Annotated in this window: 21 protein-coding genes; 17 read left to right on the top strand and 4 right to left on the bottom strand. The window is 73.0% G+C overall.

The genetic code is table 11. The features are described from left to right. Positions 1–103: 103 nt before the first annotated feature. From AVW11_RS12685 to AVW11_RS12675, 3 genes are all read left to right on the top strand, one after another. Positions 104–889, top strand: coding sequence for an exodeoxyribonuclease III (locus tag AVW11_RS12685; protein WP_030855153.1), 786 nt, complete (start codon positions 104–106; stop codon positions 887–889). Positions 890–1,125: 236 nt separating this feature from the next. Then, the gene (locus AVW11_RS12680; protein WP_030855151.1) at positions 1,126–1,566 is read left to right on the top strand and encodes a DUF6278 family protein; all 441 of its coding nucleotides are present in this window, start codon (positions 1,126–1,128) and stop codon (positions 1,564–1,566) included. A gap of 138 nt (positions 1,567–1,704) precedes the next feature. Beyond that, positions 1,705–2,448, top strand: coding sequence for an amino acid ABC transporter ATP-binding protein (locus tag AVW11_RS12675; protein ID WP_030855148.1), 744 nt, complete (start codon positions 1,705–1,707; stop codon positions 2,446–2,448). A 46-nt stretch (positions 2,449–2,494) separates the two neighbouring features. On the opposite strand, the gene AVW11_RS12670 is transcribed toward AVW11_RS12675, so the two are convergent. Further along, complete coding sequence (locus AVW11_RS12670) at positions 2,495–4,093, bottom strand: CocE/NonD family hydrolase (protein ID WP_060177704.1); 1,599 nt, start codon at positions 4,091–4,093, stop codon at positions 2,495–2,497. 132 nt (positions 4,094–4,225) lie between these two features. Then, a complete protein-coding gene (locus tag AVW11_RS12665; protein ID WP_030855146.1) occupies positions 4,226–5,419 on the bottom strand; it encodes a L,D-transpeptidase in 1,194 nt (397 codons plus the stop codon). 269 nt (positions 5,420–5,688) lie between these two features. Here AVW11_RS12665 and AVW11_RS12660 point away from each other — a divergent pair, with 269 nt between their 5' ends. The 6 genes from AVW11_RS12660 (at position 5,689) to AVW11_RS12635 (ending at position 12,509) form a co-directional block, all read left to right on the top strand. Then, positions 5,689–6,804: a lipid II:glycine glycyltransferase FemX gene (locus AVW11_RS12660; protein WP_420856376.1), complete on the top strand. Its 1,116-nt coding sequence runs from the start codon at positions 5,689–5,691 to the stop codon at positions 6,802–6,804. Then, positions 6,801–8,468 carry a murein biosynthesis integral membrane protein MurJ gene (gene murJ, locus AVW11_RS12655; RefSeq protein WP_076044028.1) on the top strand — a complete coding sequence of 556 codons (1,668 nt, stop codon included), beginning with the start codon at positions 6,801–6,803 and terminating at the stop codon, positions 8,466–8,468. The genes AVW11_RS12660 and murJ overlap by 4 nt, the downstream gene beginning before the upstream one ends. 41 nt (positions 8,469–8,509) lie before the next feature. Continuing rightward, positions 8,510–9,193, top strand: coding sequence for a response regulator transcription factor (locus tag AVW11_RS12650; RefSeq protein ID WP_030855140.1), 684 nt, complete (start codon positions 8,510–8,512; stop codon positions 9,191–9,193). Between the two features lie 6 nt (positions 9,194–9,199). Next, entirely contained in the window at positions 9,200–10,645 is a 1,446-nt protein-coding gene (locus AVW11_RS12645; RefSeq protein WP_030855137.1) for a sensor histidine kinase, read from the top strand. Next, entirely contained in the window at positions 10,642–11,184 is a 543-nt protein-coding gene (locus AVW11_RS12640) for a hypothetical protein (protein WP_143568835.1), read from the top strand. The genes AVW11_RS12645 and AVW11_RS12640 overlap by 4 nt, the downstream gene beginning before the upstream one ends. A 65-nt stretch (positions 11,185–11,249) precedes the next feature. Beyond that, the gene (locus tag AVW11_RS12635) at positions 11,250–12,509 is read left to right on the top strand and encodes a cytochrome P450 (protein WP_076044027.1); all 1,260 of its coding nucleotides are present in this window, start codon (positions 11,250–11,252) and stop codon (positions 12,507–12,509) included. On the opposite strand, the gene AVW11_RS12630 is transcribed toward AVW11_RS12635, so the two are convergent. Then, the gene (locus AVW11_RS12630) at positions 12,469–13,194 is read right to left on the bottom strand and encodes a hypothetical protein (protein ID WP_030855131.1); all 726 of its coding nucleotides are present in this window, start codon (positions 13,192–13,194) and stop codon (positions 12,469–12,471) included. The genes AVW11_RS12635 and AVW11_RS12630 overlap by 41 nt on opposite strands. 234 nt (positions 13,195–13,428) lie before the next feature. On the opposite strand from AVW11_RS12630, the gene ggt reads away from it, so the two are divergent. Then, complete coding sequence (ggt, locus tag AVW11_RS12625; protein WP_413081802.1) at positions 13,429–15,201, top strand: gamma-glutamyltransferase; 1,773 nt, start codon at positions 13,429–13,431, stop codon at positions 15,199–15,201. A gap of 16 nt (positions 15,202–15,217) precedes the next feature. Here ggt and map read toward each other — a convergent pair whose 3' ends face one another. Further along, on the bottom strand, positions 15,218–15,985 hold the full coding sequence (map, locus tag AVW11_RS12620) for a type I methionyl aminopeptidase (protein ID WP_060177709.1): 768 nt from the start codon (positions 15,983–15,985) through the stop codon (positions 15,218–15,220). Positions 15,986–16,049: 64 nt separating this feature from the next. Between map and AVW11_RS12615 the strand changes: the two genes are divergently transcribed. The 7 genes from AVW11_RS12615 (at position 16,050) to AVW11_RS12590 (ending at position 22,252) form a co-directional block, all read left to right on the top strand. Then, positions 16,050–16,301 carry a helix-turn-helix domain-containing protein gene (locus AVW11_RS12615; protein WP_030855121.1) on the top strand — a complete coding sequence of 84 codons (252 nt, stop codon included), beginning with the start codon at positions 16,050–16,052 and terminating at the stop codon, positions 16,299–16,301. 147 nt (positions 16,302–16,448) lie between these two features. Then, positions 16,449–16,625: a hypothetical protein gene (locus AVW11_RS37375; RefSeq protein WP_158076127.1), complete on the top strand. Its 177-nt coding sequence runs from the start codon at positions 16,449–16,451 to the stop codon at positions 16,623–16,625. Between the two features lie 314 nt (positions 16,626–16,939). Continuing rightward, positions 16,940–17,602, top strand: a complete 663-nt coding sequence (locus AVW11_RS12610; RefSeq protein WP_060177710.1) for a fasciclin domain-containing protein — start codon at positions 16,940–16,942, stop codon at positions 17,600–17,602. A gap of 45 nt (positions 17,603–17,647) precedes the next feature. Then, a complete protein-coding gene (locus AVW11_RS12605) occupies positions 17,648–18,028 on the top strand; it encodes a PPOX class F420-dependent oxidoreductase (protein WP_030855118.1) in 381 nt (126 codons plus the stop codon). A gap of 99 nt (positions 18,029–18,127) precedes the next feature. Next, positions 18,128–19,888: a hypothetical protein gene (locus AVW11_RS37370; protein WP_158076126.1), complete on the top strand. Its 1,761-nt coding sequence runs from the start codon at positions 18,128–18,130 to the stop codon at positions 19,886–19,888. 229 nt (positions 19,889–20,117) lie between these two features. Continuing rightward, the gene (locus tag AVW11_RS12595) at positions 20,118–20,960 is read left to right on the top strand and encodes a nitrilase-related carbon-nitrogen hydrolase (RefSeq protein ID WP_076044024.1); all 843 of its coding nucleotides are present in this window, start codon (positions 20,118–20,120) and stop codon (positions 20,958–20,960) included. Further along, complete coding sequence (locus tag AVW11_RS12590; RefSeq protein WP_076044023.1) at positions 20,957–22,252, top strand: aspartate aminotransferase family protein; 1,296 nt, start codon at positions 20,957–20,959, stop codon at positions 22,250–22,252. Before AVW11_RS12595 ends, AVW11_RS12590 begins: the two co-directional genes overlap by 4 nt. Positions 22,253–22,254: the final 2 nt, after the last annotated feature.

Below are 22,254 nucleotides of genomic sequence, written 5' to 3'. Positions count from 1 at the left end.
GGGGCGACGGCCGGGCCGTGACAGCCGGGGTGGCGGGCCGCCATGCCGGGCCGCCGCGACGGTCGCACGGTCGCTGTCGGTGCCGGGCGGTAGGTTGGCAGGTATGCGTATCGCCACCTACAACGTCAACTCCATCACCGCCCGGCTGCCGCGCCTGCTGGCCTGGCTGGAGAGCTCCGGCACCGATGTCGTGTGCATCCAGGAGACCAAGTGCTCGGCGGAGCAGTTCCCGCACGAGCAGCTGCGCGAGCTGGGCTACGAGGCGGCCGTCAACGCCACCGGCCGCTGGAACGGCGTGGCCCTGCTCTCCAAGGTCGGCCTGGACGACGTGGTCACGGGGCTGCCCGGCGGCCCCGACTACGAGGGCGTCCAGGAGCCCCGGGCGATCTCCGCCACCTGCGGCGGCGTCCGGGTCTGGTCGGTGTACGTGCCCAACGGCCGCGAGGTCGAGCACGACCACTACGGCTACAAGCTGGCGTGGTTCCGCTCCCTGGCCGCGGCCGTCGCCGAGGACGCGGCCGGCCCCCGCCCCTTCGCCGTGCTCGGCGACTTCAACGTCGCCCCGACCGACGAGGACGTCTACGACCCGGCCGTGTTCGCCGGCCTCACCCACGTCACCCCGGCGGAACGGGCCGCCCTGGAGGCGCTGAGCGCCGCCGGCCTCTCGGACGTCTTCCCGCGCGCGCTGAAGTACGACCGCCCGTACACCTTCTGGGACTACCGGATGCTCGCCTTCCCCAAGAACAAGGGCATGCGCATCGACCTGGTCTACGGCAACGAGCCCTTCACCAAGGCCGTCACCGACGCCTACGTCGACCGCGAGGAGCGCAAGGGCAAGGGCGCCTCCGACCACGCGCCGGTCGTCGTCGACCTCGACCTCGACCGCTAAGGGCTGTCCCGTAATCCCCCGCGGGCGCACGACGACAGCTACGGCACCTCGCTGCGTTGTCGGAACGCCCGAATACGCCCAGTATGAGGACGCCCCTCCGCCTTGCGATGCACCGCATCTGACGCCGTGCGCTGATCCACCGGGGATTACGGGACAGCCCTTAGGCCGGCGGCCCGCCGAAACGGCCCAGGCGCGCCCTGTGGCCACCGGAGGATCCTGGTGCGACGCTGGGCGGTATGAACATCCCTTTCCTGGACAACTGGCTGAACCGGCGTGAAACACATCAGGGTGCGGGGCTCGCCGCCGCCCTCGTGGAGGACCCCGAGGGCGTCGCCGAGTTGTTCTCGGAGTGCGAGATGCTGCGGGTCCACGCCCGGGCGGCCGGGCTCGAACTCGACGGGAGCCCGGCCTCGTTGGAGGCCCTCGACCAGCTGATGCCCCGCTGGCGGCGGGACCCCGAAGCGGTGCCCTGGCTCGGCAACGACGCGGGCTTCTACCTCGGCACCGTGATCGTCCGGACCGTCCCGGGAGCGGCCTGGCAGGTGTGGCCCAACGGCCAGCCGGTGATCCGCCTGGCCTCGGGCCGGGAGCTCAACGTCATCGAGTCGGGGGTGTCCTGGGCGATGAGCGGTTCCCCCGAGCTCAGCCAGGCGTACGCGGAGGCCTCCGAGGGCTGATGCGTTCCCGGCGTCCGCCGCGGCCGACCGCTGCGGGGGCTGCGGACGGCTGCGGGCGGCGTGTCGCGGCGAAGTGCCCTTCCGCTGCTGGATAGTTTGCGCTGACCGGCATCCGACACCGAGTGGGCAGGGCAGCGCATGGCCGTCGATCCGTTGATCGAGCTGCGGGACGTCAACAAGCACTTCGGACCGCTGCACGTGCTGCGGGACATCAGCCTGACCGTCGGCCGCGGGGAGGTGGTGGTGGTCATCGGGCCCTCCGGCTCCGGGAAGTCCACCCTGTGCCGGGCGATCAACCGGCTGGAGAGCGTCGAGTCGGGCACGATCCTGATCGACGGGGAGCCGCTGCCCGCCGAGGGGAAGGACCTGGCCCGGCTGCGCGCCGAGGTGGGGATGGTCTTCCAGTCCTTCAACCTCTTCGCGCACAAGACCGTCCTGGCCAACGTCTCGCTCGCGCAGGTCAAGGTGCGCGGGCGGGCGCGGGGCGAGGCGGACCGGCGCTCCCGCGAGCTCCTGGACCGCGTCGGCCTCGCCGACCAGGCCGACAAGTTCCCCGCCCAGCTCTCCGGCGGCCAGCAGCAGCGGGTGGCCATCGCCCGCGCACTCGCCATGGACCCCAAGGCCCTGCTCTTCGACGAGCCCACCTCCGCACTGGACCCGGAGATGATCAACGAGGTGCTGGAGGTCATGCGGCAGCTCGCCCGGGAGGGCATGACCATGGTGGTGGTCACCCACGAGATGGGCTTCGCCCGCTCCGCGGCCAACCGCGTGCTGTTCATGGCCGACGGCCGGATCGTCGAGGACCGCACCCCGCAGGAGTTCTTCACAGCCCCCGAGAGCGACCGGGCCAAGGACTTCCTCTCCAAGATCCTCAAGCACTGAGGGTCGGGAGCGGGTGCGCCCGCGCCCGGCCGCCGGGGTGGTTCACTCACTGCTCGCGCAGCGGCACCGAGACGTAGCTGGGGTCGCCGGGCGGCGAGGAGAAGGTCAGTTGCGCGCCGGTGGGGTTGTGCTCGATGTAGAGCGGGTCGACGGTGTCCACGACGAGGGCGAGCCGGTGGCCCGCGGGCACGTCGTAGGCGGTCGAGAAGAGCTCCAGGTCCACGCCGAAGGCCCGGCCCGGGGTCTTGCCGTGGAAGGTGTAGGGGGCGTTGCTGACCAGCTTGCCGATGCCGAGCGGGCCGACGTCGTAGAGGTACGCGACGAAGGTGCCGTCGCCCTTGGTGGGCGTGAGCGTGGTGTGCAGCCGGACGGTGCCGCGGATGCGGCGGGCCTCGTCGTAGCGCCCCGACTGCCAGACGGCGGCGAAGGAGCGGGGGAGGAGCGGGATCGAGGCGACCGGGGGTGCCTTGAAGAACTGGTCGAGGACGCTGGAGAGCAGCACGACGCCGCCGTTGGCCCCGGAGTCGACGTTCGCGAACAGGTGCTCGCTGTCGGAGAGCGCGAGCCTCTCGGTGCCGCCGGAGCCGACCGAGGCCCAGTCGGCGTAGCCTTCGTAGCCGCTGTCGCTGCGGGACTTGATCTGCACCGCGGCCTCGGTGTCGATGCCGTTGCGCTCGCCCTTGAGGTAGCGGTCGAACCAGCGGTGGGCGCTGGTCCAGGTGTCGTTGGGCAGGCCGAGCAGGCCGGTGCCCTCGGCGGTGGCGTGGTCGCCGGGGCGGAACTCCAGCCGCTTGGGGCCGGTCAGGCGCTCGTAGAACTTCGCGTACTGGTTGGGCGGGAAGACCGTGTCGCCCCAGGCGTTGCCGAGCATGATCGCGGCGCCGTTGGCGTTGATCCGGTCCACCTGCTCGGCGGCCGACCGCTTCCTGCCCCACTCGATCATCTGCTGTTCGCGGTCCAGCCGGGAGCCGAGGAAGTCGTCCAGGATCGACCGGAGTTCGGGGCCGGGCCGGCCGGTGAGGTAGCCGGCGGCACCGAGCAGCCCGGCGGCCTGGCGGTGCTGGGTGCGGCCCGAGTAGATGGATTCGATGAGGTCGGCCCAGCCGCTCATGGCGACCACGGCCTTGACGCGCGGGTCGTGCGCCGAGGCCAGCAGGCTGATGCCGGCGCCGTACGAGACCCCGCCCAGGCCGATGCGGTCCGCGTCGGCGGGGGTGTGGGCGAGGGCCCAGTCGATGACGGCGGAGACGTCGGCGACGTCCGGCGGGCCGGCCACCTCGATCTCCCCGCCGGAGAGCCAGAAGCCGCGGGAGGTGTAACTGACCACGACATAGCCGGAGTCGGCGAGCTTCTTGGCCTGGGCGATGTATTCGATCTGCGGCATGCCCCAACTGGTGGGCAGCACGATCAGCGGGTAGGTCCGGCCGCTCTGCGCTGCGGCAGGCGTGAAGACGTTGCCCTTGAGGGTGATGCCGCCCGAGCCCGGGATGTCGTGAAAGCGCAGGTCCGCCGCGGCGGTCTGCGGGGCGGCGGCGGTGGCGGCCGCGCTGGGTGCGGGAGCCGCCTGGGCCTGGTGGGGGGCCAGGCCCAGGGCGGTCGCCGCCAGGAGTGCCGCGACGGCCGCGGCGGTGGTGGTGCGTTCCATCGGTCGCTCCTCGCGTGCACCGGAGTCCTGAAAGTGACCCGACGGTAACGGGAGCGGCTTACCGAAGGTAACCCGTCGGTAAGTTACGTGGTGGTAACAATTGAACGAGAGTCAGGAGGAGAGGTCCGCAGGTCAGCCGTTCTGCGGGGCGGCCGACAGGGCGCTCTTGGTCTTCCACTGGTCCCAGGAGAGGTTCCACTCGCCGTAGCCGTTGCCGATGTCGGCGTTGCCCTTGGAGCCCTCGCCGACCACCTCGAAGGCGTCGCCGATCTGGGACTGGGCGAAGAACTCCTTGGCGTTGGCGTCGCTCATCCCCACGCAGCCGGAACTGCTGTTGCTGCGGCCGAAGTTGGCCTCGTTCCACGGCGCGGCATGCGCGTACATGCCCGACCAGGTGAGCCGCATCGAGTAATCGACCATCTTGTCGTAGGCGTTGTCCAGGCCCACCGTCTGGGAGTCCATCCGGATGGTGCCCTCCTTCGACATGATCACCATCTTCCCGGACCAGGACGCCTTCTTGCCGCCCGGGGTGCCGGCCGAGATCGGGATCGTCTTCTGCGTCTGCCCGTTCTCGGTCACCGTGAGCTTCTTGGTGTCGAGGCTGACCTGGACCCGGCGGTCCTTGCCGATCTTGAACTCGGTGTTGTAGTCCCGGGCGAACATCCCGCCGCCCTTGCCCGAGTCCACGCCGTTCAGGTTCATCTCGACCTTCACGTCGGTGCCGGACTTCCAGTACTCCTTGGGACGCCAGTCGACGCGGTCGTTGCCGGAGTGGTCCTTGATCCAGCCCCAGGAGCCCTCGGTGTTGTTCGAGGTGGTGACCTTGAGCTGCTTCTCCACCTCGGCCTTGTTGGTCACCGGGTTGTCGAAGACGAGCGACACGGGCATCGCCACGCCCACCGTGCTGCCCTTGGAGATGTTGATCGAGACCTTGTTCACCTTGTCGGCGGCGCTGGTCCTGAACTGCGTGGTCGCGCTCTGGCTGTCGGTGTTCTGCGCCTCGACCTTGTACTCCGCGCCGGCCGGGGCGTTGCGCTCCGAGGTCCAGGTCCTGCCGTCGTCGGCTATCTTCCCGGGCAGCTCCGCACCCTTGGCGTCGGTCACCTTCACCGCGGCGAGCTTGCCCTCGGCGACGGTCACCGTCACCGGCTGGCCCGCCTTGACCTGATCGCCCGTGAGGTTCACCGAGACCGCCATGGGCGCCTTCGGCTTCGACTCGTCCTTGCCCTTGCCGTCGCTTGCGCCGTCACTCCCGCCCGAGCAGGCGGTCAGCGCGGCGGCCAGGAGTGCGGTGCCCGCAATGGCGGTGCGGCGTGTGCGGCTCAACGAAGGGCCCCTTCGAGTCGTGGTGGTGGACGTTCTCAAAAGAAGATGAGAACGGGGCGACTTTAGGTTGCACAAACAGCAGAAAAGATCAGCCTTTCTGTTGTGACCTCGACCGCAGCGAAACGGTCATCATCCGGTCACATTCGTTGCGCACTTCGGTCACGGGTGGCTGTGAGAGTCCTGTGAACGACCCCTCAGGACGATCAGGAAGGCCGTCAGCCGTGTGCGCACTACTCGTCACCCCCGCCCGGCAGGACCAGGACCACGAGATCCGAGTGCGCAGGCTGTCCGTCCCCGAATACCAGTCCTTCCTCTCCAGGACCCCGGCGGCGAGCTTTCTGCAGCACCCGTCATGGGGCCGGGTGAAGGACCTTTGGCGCTCGGAAATGATCGGATGGCACTGTCCGGGCGGCGAGATCGAAGGTGCCGGACTCGTTCTCTATCGGCAATTCCCCGGCACCCGCAAATACTTCGCCTACCTGCCCGAAGGGCCCGTCGCCGACTGGTCCGACCCGCGCATCGACCGCTGGCTGGACCCGCTCATGCGCCATCTGCGCGCCGCCGGCGCCTTCGCCGTCCGCATCGGCCCCGGCCCCGCCTACCGCCGCTGGGACGCGGCCACCGCCAAAGCCGGCACCGGAACGGGCCGCCAGATATCCGACGTCCTCGCCACCGAGGTCGACCCCGTGGGCGCCGCCCTCGCCGACCGGCTGCGCACCCGCGGGTGGAAGCGCTGCGGCGGCGAGGACGACGGCGACGCCCAGCCCCGCCACGTCTTCCGCGTCCCGCTCGCCGGACGCAGCCTCGACGACCTGTGGTCCGGCCTCAACCAGGAGTGGCGGCGCAACGTGCGCAAGGCCGGCAAGGCCGGCGTGGAAACCGTCCTCGGCACCGCCGCCGACCTGCCCGAGTTCTACCGGCTGCTGCGGATCACCGAGGAGCGCGACGGCTTCCGGCTCGGCCGCTCCCTCGCCTACTACGAACAGCAGTACCGCGTCCTGAACGAGGAACAGCCCGGCCGGATGCGGCTCTACCTGGCCGTCCACCGCGGCGAGATCCTCGCCGCCCACACCATGATCAGCACCGGCAGCAGGGTCTGGTACCAGACCGGCGCCTCCGCCGACCACCGGCGCGAGGTACGGCCCAGCAACGCCCTGCAGTGGCGCATGATGCGCGACGCACACGCCCTCGGCGCCGACGAGTACGACATGCGCGGGGTACCCTCCACCCTCGACCCCGACGAACGTTCCTTCGGGCTGCTGCGCTGGAAGCTCGGCACCGGCGGACAGGTCGTCGAAACGCTCGGCGAATGGGAGATCCCGATGGACGGAGTGGCCAACGCGGCGCTCTACAAGGCGTTCCAGGCCTACCTGGCCCGACGGTGACGGCCACCGACACCCGAGCGGCCGGCCCCGCCGCCGACAGCCCGGCACCGGCGAAGACCTCGGTGCTGCGCAGCGGCGCGCTCATGGCGGCCGGTTCGATCGTCTCCCGCGCCACCGGCTTCATCCGCTCCGCCGTCGTCGTCGCCGCCCTGGGCACCGGACTGCTCGGCGACGGCTACGCCGTCGCCAACACCGTCCCGAACATCCTCTACATCCTGCTCGTCGGCGGCGCACTCAACGCCGTCTTCGTACCCGAGCTGGTCCGGGCCGCCAAGGAACACGCCGACGGCGGCGCCGCCTACACCGACCGGCTGCTCACCGCCTGCACCGCGGCCCTCGTCGCCCTCACCGCCACCGCCGTGGTCGCCGCCCCGCTGATCGTCTCGGCGTACACCGGCTACCGCGGCGCCCAGGCCGACACCACCGTGGCCCTGGCCCGGTACTGCCTGCCCCAGATCCTCTTCTACGGGCTCTTCACCCTCCTCGGACAGGTCCTGAACTCCCGCGGCCGGTTCGGCGCGATGATGTGGACCCCCGTCCTCAACAACGTCGTCGTCATCGCCGTCTTCGGGCTGTTCCTGTACGTCTCCCACGACGCCGCCGGCGGCCTCACCGCCGCCGAGACCCGGCTCCTGGGCCTCGGCACCACCGCCGGCATCGTCGTCCAGGCCCTCGCCCTGATCCCGCCGCTGCGCGCGGCCCGCTTCCGCTGGCGCCCCCGCTTCGACTGGCGCGGCAGCGGCCTCGGCCGCCCCCTGCGCAACGCGGGCTGGACCGTCCTGCTCGTCCTCACCAACCAGATCGCCTACTGGGTCGTCACCCGGCTCTCCACCGCCACCGGACAGCGCGCCGTCGACGCCGGCCTCGCGGGCGGCGCCGGCTACACCGCCTACAGCAACGCCTACCAGCTGTGGATCGTCCCGCAGGGCATCATCACCGTCTCCCTCGTCACCGCCCTGATGCCCCGGATGAGCTCCGCCGCCGCCGACGGCGACCTCGGCGCCGTCCGCCGCGACGTCTCCTACGCCCTGCGCTCCAGCGCCGCCCTCGTCGTCCCCGCCGCCGCCCTCATGGCCGTACTCGCCCCCTGGGTGATGGGCGGCGTCTTCGGCTACGGACGCACCGGCGCCGCCGACATCGAGGTCATGGCCGGCATGCTCGCGGCCTTCGCCCCCGGACTGGTCGCCTTCTCCGCGCAGTACGTCCTCTCGCGCGGCTTCTACGCCCTCTCCGACACCCGCACCCCCTTCCTCCTGAACCTCGTCATCGTCACCCTCAACGCCGCCCTGTCGGCCGCCGCCTACCTCCTGCTGTCCCCGCGCTGGGCGGTCACCGGCATGGCCGCCGCCTCCTCCGTCGCCTTCCTCGCGGGCGCCGCCGCCACCGGGTACGCCCTCTCCCGCAGGCTCGGCCCGCGCACGGGCAGCCGCAGCGAACGGCGCGCCACCGCCGTACGCACCCACCTGCGGCTGCTCGCGGCCTGCGCACCCGCGGCCGCCGCGGCGTACGCGGCCGCCCGCGCCGCCGAGGAATTCGGCGACTTCGCCGCGGTCGGCGCGGGAACCGCGGCCCTCGCCCTGGTCGTCGTCCTCCTTGCCCGGCCGCTGCGCCTGGCCGAGATCACCGACCTGGCGGCCTCCCTGCGGCGCAAGACCGGCCGATAGCGGGAGGAAGAGCCGAAGAACCGTCTTGGGATACTGACCGGATGCCACGCGTACTGCTGATCGAGGACGACCCTTCCATCCGCGAAGGGGTGGGCCTCGGCCTGCGCCGCCGCGGCCACGACGTACAGGCCGCCGAGACCGGGGAGGACGGACTCGCCCTGATGGCGAGCTTCCACCCCGAACTGGTGCTGCTCGACCTGATGCTGCCCGGCATCAACGGCGTGCAGGTCTGCCACCGCATCCGCCAGACCAGCGAAGTGCCGATCATCATGCTCACCGCACGCGGCGACGACTTCGACATCGTCATCGGCCTGGAGGCCGGCGCCGACGACTACATCGTCAAACCCGCCCGCACCGAGGTCATCGAAGCCCGCATCAAGGCCGTCCTGCGGCGGCTCAGCGACCCGGTGGGATCCCGCCCCGGCATCGAGACCCACGCGGAACTCGCCATCGACCGCGCCGGACTGACCGTCGCCAGGAACGGCGAACGCATCGCCCTCGCACCCAGCGAGATCAAACTCCTGCTGCACCTGTCGGCCTCGCCCGAGCAGGTCTTCTCCCGCCAGCAGCTCCTGGAGTACGTCTGGGACCACAGCTACCACGCCGACGCACGGCTCGTGGACGCCTGCGTCCGCCGCCTGCGCCACAAGATCGAGGACCCCGCCCGCAGCCCCCGCTACATACAGACCGTGCGCGGCTTCGGCTACCGCTTCGGCCCCCTGTAGGCCCCGGTGCGACGCATAGCACCCCTGGGGCTGCGCACCCGGCTGATAGCGGCCTTCCTCCTGGTCGCCGCGATCAGCGCCGGAACCACCGCGGCCCTGACCTACCAGCAGGCCCGCAACGCCATCCTCAAACAGACCCAGGACACCGCCGTCAGCACCCTGCGCGACCAGGTCGAGCAGCAGGAGATCCGCCTGCCCCTGGAGCAGCAGGAACTCCAGCGCATCGTCATCGAACTCGGCAAGCGCGGCAAACCCCACCCGTGGATCATCTTCGGCGAGTACGGCGGCGTGCACGTCTCCACCAACCCCGGCACGCCCACGTCCACCGTGATCACCGACAGCCTGCGCGACCGCGTCCGCAACAACCAGTACGCCGCCTTCCAGCGCGTCGAGGACCAGCGCGGCAACCCCTGGCTCACCATCGGCGTCCCCGCCGTCTTCGAACACAACGGGCTCACCGAGGCCACCGGGGTCGTCTTCTACGCCAGCGTCCCGCTCTCCACCGAGAAGCAGACCGTCGAGGCCATGGTCGAGGCCGCCCAGCAGGGCGCCGTCCCGGGCCTGGCCATCGCCGTCGTCCCCGCCCTGCTGGCCGCCCGCAGCGTGCTGCGCCCGGTCCGCGACATGCGCCGCGCCGCCCAGAGACTCGGCCGCGGCCGCCTCGACACCCGCATCGAGGTCCGGGGCGCCGACGAACTCGCCGGACTCGCCCGCACCTTCAACGAGACCGCCCGCGCCCTGGAACAGTCCGTGCGCGAACTCCAGGAGGCCGAGGTCCGGGCCCGCCGCTTCGCCTCCGACGTCTCCCACGAACTGCGCACCCCGCTCGCCGGGATGCTCGCCGTGACCGAGGTCCTCGACGAGGACGCCGCACGCCTCGACGCGGACACCGCCAAGGCCCTGCACCTGGTCAGCGCCGAGACCGGCAAACTCGCCGTCCTCGTCGAGGACCTCATGGAGATCTCCCGCTTCGACGCCCGGGCCGCCGAGCTCAACCTCGACGACGTGGACATCGCCGAAGCCGTCCGCAAGACCCTCGAACGACGCCACTGGGACGACGACCGCGTCGTGACCGCACTGCCCCACGGGGTGCGCGCACGCCTCGACCCGCGCCGCTTCGACGTGGTCCTCGCCAACCTCGTCGGCAACGCCCTGCGGCACGGCGGAGCCCCCGTGCACGTCACCGTGCGCACCGCGCCCGGCGAGGACGGCGAACGGCTCCTCATCGACGTCGCCGACAGCGGCCCCGGCATCGCCCCCGACGTGCTGCCCCACATCTTCGACCGCTTCTTCAAGGCCGACGCGGCCCGAACCCGCTCCGCCGGCAGCGGCCTCGGACTCGCCATCACCCTGGAGAACGTCCGCCTGCACGGCGGCACCCTGCGGGCTGCCAACCGGCCCGCCGGCGGCGCCCTCTTCACCCTCGACATGCCGCTGGAGGCCCACGTATGACAGGGAGGAAGACGAGAGCCGGCGCGGTGTCGGCCACCGCCGCACTCGCGGGCTGCGCCCTGCTCCTCGCCGGCTGCGGGATCAAACGCACCGGGGTGATCGAGAGCGGCCACGCCGCGACCGTCAAGGTGCCCGGCAGCAAGAACGCCGCCACCCTCTACTACGTCTCCAAGGACGGCGACCGGGTCGTCCCGGTCCCCTTCTCGATCGGCACCGACTACATGCTCGCGCCCGTGCCGCTCCTGCGGATCCTGCTGGACGGCCCCACCGGTCCGGCCTCGGCGGCCGGACTCACCACGGCCCTGCCCAAGGTGCCCGTCTCGGACGCCGACTCCGAGAGGGTGGCGGTGAGCACGTACTCGCCGGAGAAGGGGGTCACCGTCGGGGTGCCGTTCCCCGTGGCCGGCCTGTCCGACATGGCCCGCAAGCAGCTGGTGTGCACCTTCGGCGTCTCCGCCGTGCGCGATACCGTCACCCCGGTCGCGATCCGGGGCACCGACACCACCCTCCCCGCCGCCGACTGCAACCCGCGGCGCTGACGCGGCGGACATCCGCCCGCGGCGCGCCCTTGCGGGCGGGGCCGCCGGCCCGCCACGGTGGCCCCATGGACCACGCCGCGGACGTCCCCGACGTCTTCGACCCCCGCATCTACGCCGCAGGCGTCCCCCACGAGCGCTACCGGCTGCTGCGCGACGCCCACCCCGTCGCCTGGCAGCCGGAGCCCGAGATCGCGCCCTGGCCCGCCGGCCCCGGATTCTGGGCCGTCACCCGGCACGCCGACGTCGTCCGGGTCCTGCGCGACCACCGGACGTACTCCTCCTGGCTGGGCGCCACCCAGATCCGCGACCCCGACCCGGCCGACCTGCCCTTCCTGCGCCGCACCATGCTCAACCAGGATCCACCCGAACACGGCAGGCTGCGCCGCCTCGTCGCCCGCGCCTTCACCCCCGCCCGCGTCGACGCGTTCGCCGGGCGGGTACGCGAACGGGCCCGCACACTGCTGGCCGCCGCCCGGGACGCCGCCGAGGACGGCGCCGCCGACCTCGTCGGCACCGTCACCGACGAGTACGCGCTGCTCAACCTCACCGACCTGCTCGGCGTCCCGCCCGCGGACCGGGCCCTGCTGCTGGAATGGACCGTACGGGTCATCGGCTACCAGGACCCCGACGACGCCCCCGCACCGCTCCTCGGCCCCGACGGCAAGCCCCTCAATCCGCGCTCCCCGGCCCTGCTCGGCGAGATGTTCGCCTACGCCCGCGCACTCGCCGCACACAAACGCGACCACCCCGGCGACGACGTGATGACCGCCCTCGCCACGGCCGGGCTCGACCCCGCCGAACTGGAGATGTTCTTCTTCCTGCTCACCGTCGCGGGCAACGACACCGTACGCAGCGCCGCCCCCGGCGGCCTCCTCGCCCTCGCCCACGCCCCCGACGAACACCGCCGGCTCGCGGAGGGAAAGGCCACCGCGCAGAGCGCCGTGGAGGAACTCCTGCGCGTCCACCCGCCGGTCCTCAGCTTCCGCCGCACCGCCACCGTCGACCACGAACTGGCCGGGCAGCCGGTCCGGGCCGGCGACAAGGTCGTCGTCTTCCACGCCTCCGCCAACCACGACGAGCGCGTCTTCGCCGACCCCGGCCGCCTGGACCTCGGCCGCACGCCCAACCCGCACGTGTCCTTCGGGGACGGCCCGCACGTCTGCCTGGGCGCGCACTTCGCCCGCCTCCAGCTGCGCACCCTCTACGAGGAGTGGTGCGCGGCCATGCCCCCACCCGAACTCGCCGGGCCGCCGAAGCGGTTGGTGTCGAACTTCATCAACGGGATCACACGGCTGCCGCTGCGGGTGTCCGGGCCGCCCGGGTGACGTCCGCGACCAGCTCCGTCACGTCCGGCCCGTAGGCGTCGGAGTTGACGACCTTCAGCACCAGGCAGAAGGAGTCCGCCCCGTACTTGCGCGCCAGCTGCGTGTGCTGCCGGTTCAGGTACCGGGCGGCGGCCTGGTTGCTGACCGCGGTCTGCCCGGACAGCAGGAACACCGGCCGGCCGCCCTCCCCGCCCGTCAGCCGGGCCAGCAGCACGTACTCCTCCAGCCCGTTGCGCCACCGGTAGGTCTCACCGCCCACCTGGATCGCACCCCGGTTCTCGTGCTGCTCGGAGTCGGTGTTGACGGTGATGCCCGGCAGCATCGACGCCAGGTGCGCGGTGGTGCGGGCGTTGGAGGTCGGACCGCCGACGCAGAACTCGGCTCGGTCACCGAAGCCCTGACGGGCGGTGTCGTGCGTGACGACCTGCACGTTCGCCCCGCAGTCCTTGATCAGCGCGGAGATCTCCAGCAGGGCGAAGGCGTCGTTGCGGTGCAGGGAGGATTCCTTTCCCCCCATCTGCCGGTTGACCACGAACAGGCAGTCGGCGCCGGTCGGCAGACCGAAGAACGCCTGCTTGCGGCGGAGCGCGCGCCGCCAGAGGTAGGTCCGGGAGAACCAGCCGAACCCGCCGCTGACGGCGGTGGCTATCACCCCGAGCACGATGTTGCGCACGTCGTCGTCCATGCGCGGGATGCTAGCGGTGCCGGCGGCGGGGATCACCGGCCCGGTGCCCTTGCGCCCCGTTCCGCCCTCCGGTGTCCCTTTCACCCGCCGGTGGGGCGCCACGCCGGACGGTGCCACGCCCGACGGCGCGCCCCGGCAGACGCCCTGACGGGGCGCCGGGCCCGGCGCTAGGCTCGCCCCACGCTGCCACTGGAGGTCCGGATGCACCGTCCCGCCGTCGCCCGCACGTTACCGATGCTGACCGTCGTCGCCGCACTCGTCGGGGCCGGAGCCGCCCCGCCCTCCGCCGCCGCCCCGGCACCGCCGGCGAAGGTACCCGTCGCCGCCGGCCACGGCGGAGCCGTCGCCAGCGTCGACGCCGACGCCTCGGCCGCCGGGATCGCCGTACTGCGCTCCGGCGGCAACGCCGTCGACGCGGCCGTCGCCACCGCCGCCGCGCTCGGCGTCACCGAGCCCTACTCGGCGGGCATCGGAGGCGGCGGCTACTTCGTCTACTACGACGCCCGCGCCCGCCGGGTGCACACCATCGACGGCCGGGAGACCGCCCCGGCCACGGCCACCGCCGCCCTCTTCCAGGAGAACGGGCAGCCGATCCCCTTCGCGGAGGGCCAGACCAGCGGCCTCGGCGTCGGCGTCCCCGGCACCCCCGCCACCTGGAAGAGCGCCCTCGACGCCTGGGGCAGCCGCCCGCTGCGCCAACTCCTGCGGCCCGCCGAGAAACTGGCCCGCGACGGCTTCACCGTGGACGCCACCTTCCGGGCCCAGACCGAGCTCAACGAGGCCCGGTTCAGGGACTTCCCGGACACCTCGAAGCTGTTCCTGCCCGGCGGCTCCCTGCCGGTCGTCGGCTCCACCTTCAAGAACCCCGACCTCGCCGACACCTACGCCGAACTCGCCCGGAAGGGGACCGGCGCCCTCTACCGGGGCCCCATCGCCGACGACATCGTCCGCACCGTCCGCACGCCCCCGGTGGACCCCGCCGCCACCCGCCGGGTCCGGCCCGGCGACCTGACCGCCGGCGACCTGCGCGCATACGGCACCAAGCGGCAGGAGCCCACCCGGGTGGGCTACCGGGGCCTGGACGTCTACAGCATGGCGCCCTCGTCCTCCGGCGGCACCACCGTCGGCGAGGCGCTGAACATCCTGGAACGCACCGACCTGTCGAAGCTGTCCGGGGCCCAGTACCTGCACCGCTTCATCGAGGCCTCCCGGATCTCCTTCGCCGACCGCGGCCGCTGGGTCGGCGACCCGGCCGCCGTCGACGTACCGACGCGCCAACTGCTCTCCCAGCGCTTCGCCGACTCCCGCGCCTGCCTGATCGATCCCGACCGGGCCCTGACCAGCCCGCTGGCCCCCGGAGACCCGCGCCACCCGCAGCCCTGCGCCACCACCGGTCAGGCCGCGCCGACCACGTACGAGGGGGAGAACACCACGCACCTGACGGTCGCCGACCGCTGGGGCAACGTCGTCTCCTACACCCTGACCATCGAGTCCACCGGAGGCAGCGCGATCACCGTCCCCGGCCGCGGCTTCCTGCTCAACAACGAGCTCACCGACTTCTCCTTCGCCCCGGCGGCGCCCGGGGTCCCGGACCCGAACCTGCCCGGCCCCGGAAAGCGGCCGCGCTCGTCCATGTCCCCGACGATCGTGCTGGACGACGGCCGGCCGGTGCTCGCGGTCGGCTCGCCCGGCGGAGCCACCATCATCACCACGGTCCTGCAGACCCTGACCGGCCACCTGGACCGCGGCCTGCCCCTGGTCGACGCGATCGCCGCACCGCGGGCCAGCCAGCGCAACCAGACCACCACCGAGCTGGAACCGGGCCTGTGGAACAGCCCGCTGCGCGCCGAGCTGGAGGCCCTGGGACACGGCTTCCGGCAGAACCCGGAGATCGGCGCCGCCACCGCGGTCCAGCGGCTGCCCGACGGCCGATGGCTGGCGGCGGCCGAGACCTCCCGGCGCGGCGGCGGCTCGGCCATGGTCGTACGCCCGCACGGCACACCGTAGGGCCGCCCGACGGCGGTCACGGCGCGGTGAGGATCCGCGGGCCGCGTGCGGTGATCGCGACCGTGTGCTCCGAGTGGGCGGCGCGGCTGCCGTCGACGGTGCGCAGGGTCCAGCCGTCGCCGTCGCACCGGTAGTCGTCCGTACCGCCCGCGATCAGCATCGGCTCGATGGCGAGGACCATGCCGGGGCGCAGCTTCATCCCGCGCCCCGGCGGGCCCTCGTTGGGCACGCCCGGGTCCTCGTGCATGCTGCGCCCGATGCCGTGGCCGCCGAAGCCGTCGGGGACGCCGTATCCGGCGGACCGGCAGACCGTGCCGACGGCGTGGGCGATGTCCCCGATCCTGTTGCCGGGTACGGCGGCGGCGATGCCGGCCGCGAGGGCCGCCTCGGACGTCCCGATCAGCCGCAGGTCCTCGGGGCGGGCGCGGCCCACGGTGAAGCTGACCGCCGCGTCCCCGGCCCAGCCGCCGAGCTTCGCCCCGCAGTCGATGCTGACGAGGTCGCCGTCGGACAGCCGGTAGCCGTCGGGGATGCCGTGCACGATCGCGTCGTTGACGGAGGCGCACACCACCGCGGGGAAGGGCGCGGGTGCGAAGCTCGGCCGGTAGCCGAGGAAGGGCGAGGTCGCCCCGGCCCCGCGGAGCACCTCGCGGGCCACCCGGTCCAGGTCCGACAGGGCCACTCCGACGTGCGCGGCCTTCCGTACGGCGGCCAGGGCGCGGGCGACGACCCGGCCCGCGGCGCGCATCTTCTCGATCTCGGGTGCTGTCTTCAGTTCCACCATTCCAATAACTATACCGGTATAACTGTAACGGGATACTTATTGGCCGTCCGGGTAGGATGGGCTCATGGTCCGTACCCCTCTCACCCCCGAAGAGCGCGAGCGCGGCGAGCGTCTGGGCGCCCTGCTGCGCGAGGCCCGTGGCACCCGCAGCATGGTCGAGGTCGCGGCCGGGGCCGGGCTCTCCGCCGAAACCCTGCGCAAGATCGAGACCGGTCGGGCGCCCACCCCCGCCTTCTTCACCGTCGCCGCGCTCGCCGAGGCGCTCGGGCTCTCGCTCGACGACGTGCTCAGGCGCTGCGCGGCCGTACCCGCCTGAGGCCCGGGCCGCCGGGGCCGCCGCCCCGCCCGCCGGGACGCGCGCCGTCGCGCCGCGGGGCCCCGCGCGGTGCCGTTCGGGCGGCAGCCGGGGCCGAACGGCCCAATCCGGGGTGGGACTTGCCGCGCACGGGGCAGGCGTGAAGGCGTGTCAGCCACGAACGCAGCCGAACGACTCGGATGCGCAGCCGTCGGCGCCCTCCTCGCCGGAGGGCTGCTGCTGGCGGCGTGCGCACTGCCGGACGACCGGCCGGGTCCCGTACGCGAAGCGGACGGGCGGGAACGGACGGGAGCGGTGGAGCCGGGCGGGCCGTACGGCCGCTGAGTGGTGACACCCCGCTCTCATCCGGCGGGGTGAGCACCCATCCGCCGGGCGGACCACACCGAATCCGAGGTGTGAGTACCTTCCGCACCACCCTCGCCCGACCGCGTCCGCCGCTCGTCGCCACCGCCCCGGGCAGGCGGTCCCTCCGCTCCCGCCGCCGCCGGGCACCCGCCGTCTCTCCGCTCCCGCCGCCGCCTCGGGCAGGCCCGTCCCTCCGGGCCCCCTCCGGCCCGCCTCGGCCCGCCGCCACAAGGCACAGCGGCTTGGCCGCCGTGCCCTGCATCCGATCACCCCAGTGCAAGGAGCAGCCGATCATGAACAACACCCGCACCGCCACCCGCATCCGCCGTACCGCGATCGCGGTGGCCGCGGCCGCCGTCCTGCCCTTCTCGCTCGCGGCCTGCTCCGACTCCGGCGGCGACGCCGGCGCCGCCCCCGCCGCCGGGTCCGCCCAGGACCGGGCGGCCGACACCCCGGCGGCCGCCGACGGCGCCGTGACCGCCGAAGGACCCTTCGGCCCGGCCTGCGCCGGCGTGCCCAAGCAGGGAGCGGGCTCCTTCGAAGGCATGGCCAAGGACCCGGTCGCCACCGCCGCCTCCAACAACCCGGCCCTGTCCACACTGGTCGCCGCGGTCAAGAAGGCCGGCCTCGTCGACACCCTCAACAACGCCAAGGACATCACCGTCTTCGCCCCCACCGACGACGCCTTCGCGAAGATCCCGAAGGCCGACCTCGACAAGGTCCTCGCCGACAAGGCGACGCTGACCAAGATCCTCACCTACCACGTCGTCGGCCAGAAGCTCACGCCGAGGCAACTGGAGAGCGGCACCTTCGAGACGCTGCAGAAGGGGGAGCTGACCACGGACGGCCTGGGGGAGGAGTACAAGGTCAACGGCACCTCCAACGTGGTCTGCGGCGAGGTGGAGACCGCCAACGCCACCGTCTACCTCGTCGACACCGTCCTGATGCCGAAGTAGCGGGTGGTGGGCCGGGCCGCCGGCCGTCCGCGCTAGGGTCCGGGTATGGGTCTCCAGGAGCTCGGCAGCGCGCGGTACGTCAGCCTCACCACCTTCCGCAAGGACGGCACGCCCGTGGCGACGCCGGTGTGGGCGGTCGCCGACGGGGGTGAGCTGTACGTGTGGACGCGCAGCGACTCGTGGAAGGTCAAGCGCATCCGCAACGACGGGCGGGTCACCGTCGCCGCGTGCGACGTGCGCGGGCGTCTCGAGGAAGGCGCGACCGTGGTCGAGGGGCAGGCCCGGCTGCTCGACGAGGAAGGCCTGCGCCGCGTGCGCAAGCTCATGTCGCGCAAGTACACCTGGCAGTTCTGGGCGGTGGACGTGCCCGCCGCTCTGGTGCGGCGGGGGAAGCGGCCGCACACCGCGATCGCCGTCAAGCTTTGAGACTCCCGTAGCCCGCCCGTAACACGGGTGGGGTCCAATGCGGTCATGGAGACCGCGACTTCACTGGCGATCAGTCAACTCTCCGGATACTTGCGGGGATTGACGCAGAGGCTGGATGCCGGGGCAGGCTGGTACGGGGAGTTCCTGCGCCGGGATCCGGAGGGCATGCGGGCCTGTCTGGACGGGGCGGCGATACCCCCGTGGGACGTGATGGAGTCGCTGCTGAGGGACCTGGCGGGGGCGGCCGGCGCGGAGCTCGCGGCGCGGGAGACCGTATACGCGGCGCGGCTGCGGGCGGCGGCCGTCACCGTGTGGGACCGGCTGCCGGGGGGTGAGGAGGAACTGCGGACCCTGCTCGCGGCGGCCGCCGCCCAGCGTGCCGGGTCGGAGGCCGCCCTGCGGAGCCTGACCGCCCGCCTCGGCGGGAGCGCCGACCGGGCCGAGACCGACGCCCTGACCCGCGAACTGTCCTGGACCCAGGACGACATGGCCCGCGCCGCGGCCCGCCACGAAGACCTGGCGGCCCGACTGGCCGCCCTGGAGACCACCCCCTCGCCGACCGCCCGCCACCAGGGATCCCCCCACCCGCCCCGGCCCGCGACCCGAACGGAACCCCGACCTGCGCCGGCGGCGGGCCCCGACGCCGGCGCTCCGGGCGCGGGGGCCTGGCGCGCGTCAGCGCCGGGAAACATTGCGCCCGCGATGCCGCACGCCCGGCCGCAGGCCCCGGACGGTGCGGGCGCGGGGGCCTGGCGCGTGTCAGTGCCGGGTGGGGGTGCCACCGCGGATCCCGCCGCCTCGCCGCACGCCGGGCCGCAGGTCCCGGACGGTGCGGGCGCGGGGGCCTGGCGGGCGTCGGTGCCGGGTGGAGGTGCGTCCGCGGAGCCCGCCGCCTCGCCGGGCGCCCGGCCGCAGGCCCCGGACGGTGCGGGCGCGGGGGCCTGGCGGGCGTCGGTGCCGGGTGGGGGTGCGCCCGCGGAGCCCGCCGCCGTGCCGCACCCCGCGGCCCCGGCCCCGGGGGGAGGGGGCGACGAGGCAGCGGCGGAGTCGGCGGCGCTGCCGCCCGTCGGGCGGGCCGAGGGGCGGTGGCTGCGCGGGGCACGGCGGGCCGGGGGCGCCCGGTACGCCGGGGCGGCGGCTGCCCAGGCCCAGGTCTTCACCCCGCCGCCGGGCCACCCGGACGCCGAGGCCGCCGGCGGGCCGGGGAGTCCGCAAGGACGTTCCGTACCGCGCGGCGCCCGGTTCGGCCGACCCGAGCCCGAGCCGCAGCCCGAGCCGGAGCCGCGGCCCGAGCGGGCGACCGCGGCGGAGACAGCGCCCGCCCCCGCGCAGCCGGCCGGCAGGCCGCGGGCCGTCGCCGCCGAGCTGCTCACGCTGCGCGCGCAGGGCCGTACCGGCGAGGCGCACGCCCTCCTGTGCCAGGCCGCGGCCTGGCCCGCCGGGCAGCTGCCCGAGCTGGCCGCCGAACTGGCCCGCGCCGGCCTCGCGGCCGACTGGACCACCCTGCTGTGGGAGGCGGCCTCGCTGCCGCCCGAACAACTCGCCGCGGCGGCCGCCGCCCTCGGCGACGCCGGCCGGGAGGCCGACCGCGACGCCCTGCTGCGCCAGGGTGTCGCCCGCCCCTCCGCCGAGGTCGCGGACGCGGCCCTCGCGCTCGGCGCGGCCGGCCGCAACCGCGAGGCCGACGCCCTGCTCGGGGCCTTCGTACGGGTCCGCACCGCCGAGGAGGCCGCCGCCCTGGCCCGGCACGACCCTCGGTGGCTCGCCCCGCGCCTGCTCCACGCCGCCGGTCTACTCCCCGGCGCCCGCCACCGCGACCTCCTCCACGCCCTGCGCGTGGCCGGCATCGTCGCCCCCTAGGAGACGTCCGCGAGGCGGCCGATTCCCCTGCCGCCTTGCGGACAGCCCCGGTTCATGTCGTCAAAGCCCCGCCCGCTGACCGCAAACGACCACGACGCGACGTAACGTGATCGACTACTCCAACCGTGCACGGCGGTCTTGCCCCACGCTGTGACGAGGCCTACGTTCTACTCCCTACGCACTCCGTCTACGTGCGTAGAACCGGCGTTCCCGTCGCAAGGAGCAGCTCATGGCCCAAGTCGTCCGCGCCGCGCTGGTCCAGGCCACCTGGACCGGAGACACCGAATCGATGATCGCCAAGCACGAGGACCACGCCCGCCGGGCCGCCGCCGAGGGCGCGAAGATCATCGGTTTCCAGGAAGTGTTCAACGCCCCCTACTTCTGCCAGGTCCAGGAGCCCGAGCACTACCGCTGGGCCGAGGCCGTCCCCGACGGCCCGACCGTCCGCCGCATGCAGGACCTCGCCCGCGAGACCGGCATGGTCGTCGTCGTCCCGGTCTTCGAGCTGGAGAGCGAGGGCTTCTACTACAACACCGCCGCCGTCATCGACGCCGACGGCACCTACCTCGGCAAGTACCGCAAGCACCACATTCCGCAGGTCAAGGGCTTCTGGGAGAAGTACTACTTCCGCCCGGGCAACCTCGGCTGGCCCGTCTTCGACACCGCCGTCGGCAGGGTCGGCGTCTACATCTGCTACGACCGCCACTTCCCCGAGGGCTGGCGCCAGCTCGGCCTGGCCGGCGCGCAGCTCGTCTACAACCCGTCCGCCACCCACCGCGGCCTCTCCGCCCACCTCTGGCAGCTGGAACAGCCCGCCGCGGCCGTCGCCAACGAGTACTTCGTCGCCGCGATCAACCGCATCGGCCGGGAGGAGTACGGCGACAACGACTTCTACGGCACGAGCTACTTCGTCGACCCGCGAGGGCAGTTCGTCGGGGACGTCGCCAGTGACAAGGAAGAGGAACTCCTCGTCCGCGACCTCGACTTCGACCTGATCAAGGAGGTCCGCGACCAGTGGGCCTTCTACCGCGACCGCCGCCCCGACGCCTACGGAGGGCTCGTACAGCCGTGACCGACCCGACCCCGCTCCACAACCGCCACCGCACCGTGCTGCCCGACTGGCTCGCGCTCTACTACAAGAACCCCATCGAGCTCACCCACGGTGAGGGACGCCACGTCTGGGACGCCGACGGCAACCGCTACCTCGACTTCTTCGGCGGCATCCTCACCACCATGACCGCCCACGCCCTGCCCGAGGTCACCAAGGCCGTCTCCGAGCAGGCCGGACGGATCATCCACTCCTCCACGCTGTACCTCAACCGGCCGATGATCGAGCTGGCCGAGCGGATCGCCGCCCTGTCCGGCATCCCCGACGCCCGCGTCTTCTTCACCACCTCCGGCACCGAGGCCAACGACACCGCCCTGCTGCTGGCGACGACGTACCGCCGCTCCAACCAGATCCTGGCGATGCGCAACAGCTACCACGGCCGGTCCTTCTCCACCGTCTCCATCACCGGCAACCGCGGCTGGTCCCCGACCAGCCTGTCCCCGCTGCAGACGTACTACGTCCACGGCGCGGTCCGTACCCGGGGCCCCTTCGCCCACCTCGACGACACCGCCTTCACCGCCGCGGCCGTCGCGGACCTCGACGACGTCCTGGGCCAGGCCCGCGGGGGAGTGGCCGCCCTCATCGCGGAGCCGATCCAGGGCGTCGGCGGCTTCACCTCCCCGCCCGACGGCCTGTACGGCGCCTTCCGCGAGGTCCTCGACCGGCACGGCATCCTGTGGATCAGCGACGAGGTGCAGACCGGCTGGGGCCGCACCGGCGACCACTTCTGGGGCTGGCAGGCCCACGCCCAGAACGGCCCGCCGGACATCCTCACCTTCGCCAAGGGCATCGGCAACGGCATGTCCATCGGCGGTGTCGTGGCCCGCGCCGAGGTGATGAACTGCCTGGACTCCCAGTCCATCTCCACCTTCGGCGGTTCCCCCGTCACCATGGCCGCCGGCGTCGCCAACCTCGGCTACCTCCTGGAACACGACCTCCAGGGCAACGCCCGCCGCGTCGGCGGCCTGCTCCTGGAGCGGCTGCGCGGCATCGCCGCCGCCGTGCCCGCCGTACGGGAGGTCCGCGGCCGGGGACTGATGGCCGGCATCGAACTGACCAGGCCCGGCACCGACGAGGCCGATCCCGACGCCGCCTCCGCCGTCCTGGAGGCCGCCCGCGAAGGCGGCCTGCTGCTCGGCAAGGGCGGCGGCCACAACACCAGCGTGCTGCGCATCGCGCCGCCTCTCTCCCTCACCGTCGCCGAGGCGGAAGAGGGCGCCGAGATCCTCGAACAGGCACTGCGCAGCGTGGAGTAGGG

Source organism: Streptomyces amritsarensis, assembly GCF_001953875.1.
Classification (GTDB): Bacteria; Actinomycetota; Actinomycetes; order Streptomycetales; family Streptomycetaceae; genus Streptomyces; species Streptomyces amritsarensis.
Note: the sequence above shows the minus strand (reverse complement) of the source record. Positions and strands in the feature narration are given on the sequence as shown.

Excerpts from the sequence above, each read along its gene's own strand:
- AVW11_RS12615 (WP_030855121.1), top strand. The coding sequence starts at position 16,050 with ATGGTCCGTACCCCTCTCACCCCCGAAGAGCGCGAGCGCGGCGAGCGT.
- AVW11_RS12670 (WP_060177704.1), bottom strand. The coding sequence starts at position 4,093 with ATGGAACGCACCACCACCGCCGCGGCCGTCGCGGCACTCCTGGCGGCG.
- AVW11_RS12610 (WP_060177710.1), top strand. The coding sequence starts at position 16,940 with ATGAACAACACCCGCACCGCCACCCGCATCCGCCGTACCGCGATCGCG.
- ggt (WP_413081802.1), top strand. The coding sequence starts at position 13,429 with ATGCTGACCGTCGTCGCCGCACTCGTCGGGGCCGGAGCCGCCCCGCCC.
- AVW11_RS12650 (WP_030855140.1), top strand. The coding sequence starts at position 8,510 with ATGCCACGCGTACTGCTGATCGAGGACGACCCTTCCATCCGCGAAGGG.
- AVW11_RS12675 (WP_030855148.1), top strand. The coding sequence starts at position 1,705 with ATGGCCGTCGATCCGTTGATCGAGCTGCGGGACGTCAACAAGCACTTC.
- AVW11_RS12685 (WP_030855153.1), top strand. The coding sequence starts at position 104 with ATGCGTATCGCCACCTACAACGTCAACTCCATCACCGCCCGGCTGCCG.
- AVW11_RS12680 (WP_030855151.1), top strand. The coding sequence starts at position 1,126 with ATGAACATCCCTTTCCTGGACAACTGGCTGAACCGGCGTGAAACACAT.
- AVW11_RS12630 (WP_030855131.1), bottom strand. The coding sequence starts at position 13,194 with ATGGACGACGACGTGCGCAACATCGTGCTCGGGGTGATAGCCACCGCC.
- map (WP_060177709.1), bottom strand. The coding sequence starts at position 15,985 with ATGGTGGAACTGAAGACAGCACCCGAGATCGAGAAGATGCGCGCCGCG.
- AVW11_RS12635 (WP_076044027.1), top strand. The coding sequence starts at position 11,250 with ATGGACCACGCCGCGGACGTCCCCGACGTCTTCGACCCCCGCATCTAC.
- AVW11_RS12595 (WP_076044024.1), top strand. The coding sequence starts at position 20,118 with ATGGCCCAAGTCGTCCGCGCCGCGCTGGTCCAGGCCACCTGGACCGGA.
- AVW11_RS12640 (WP_143568835.1), top strand. The coding sequence starts at position 10,642 with ATGACAGGGAGGAAGACGAGAGCCGGCGCGGTGTCGGCCACCGCCGCA.
- AVW11_RS12605 (WP_030855118.1), top strand. The coding sequence starts at position 17,648 with ATGGGTCTCCAGGAGCTCGGCAGCGCGCGGTACGTCAGCCTCACCACC.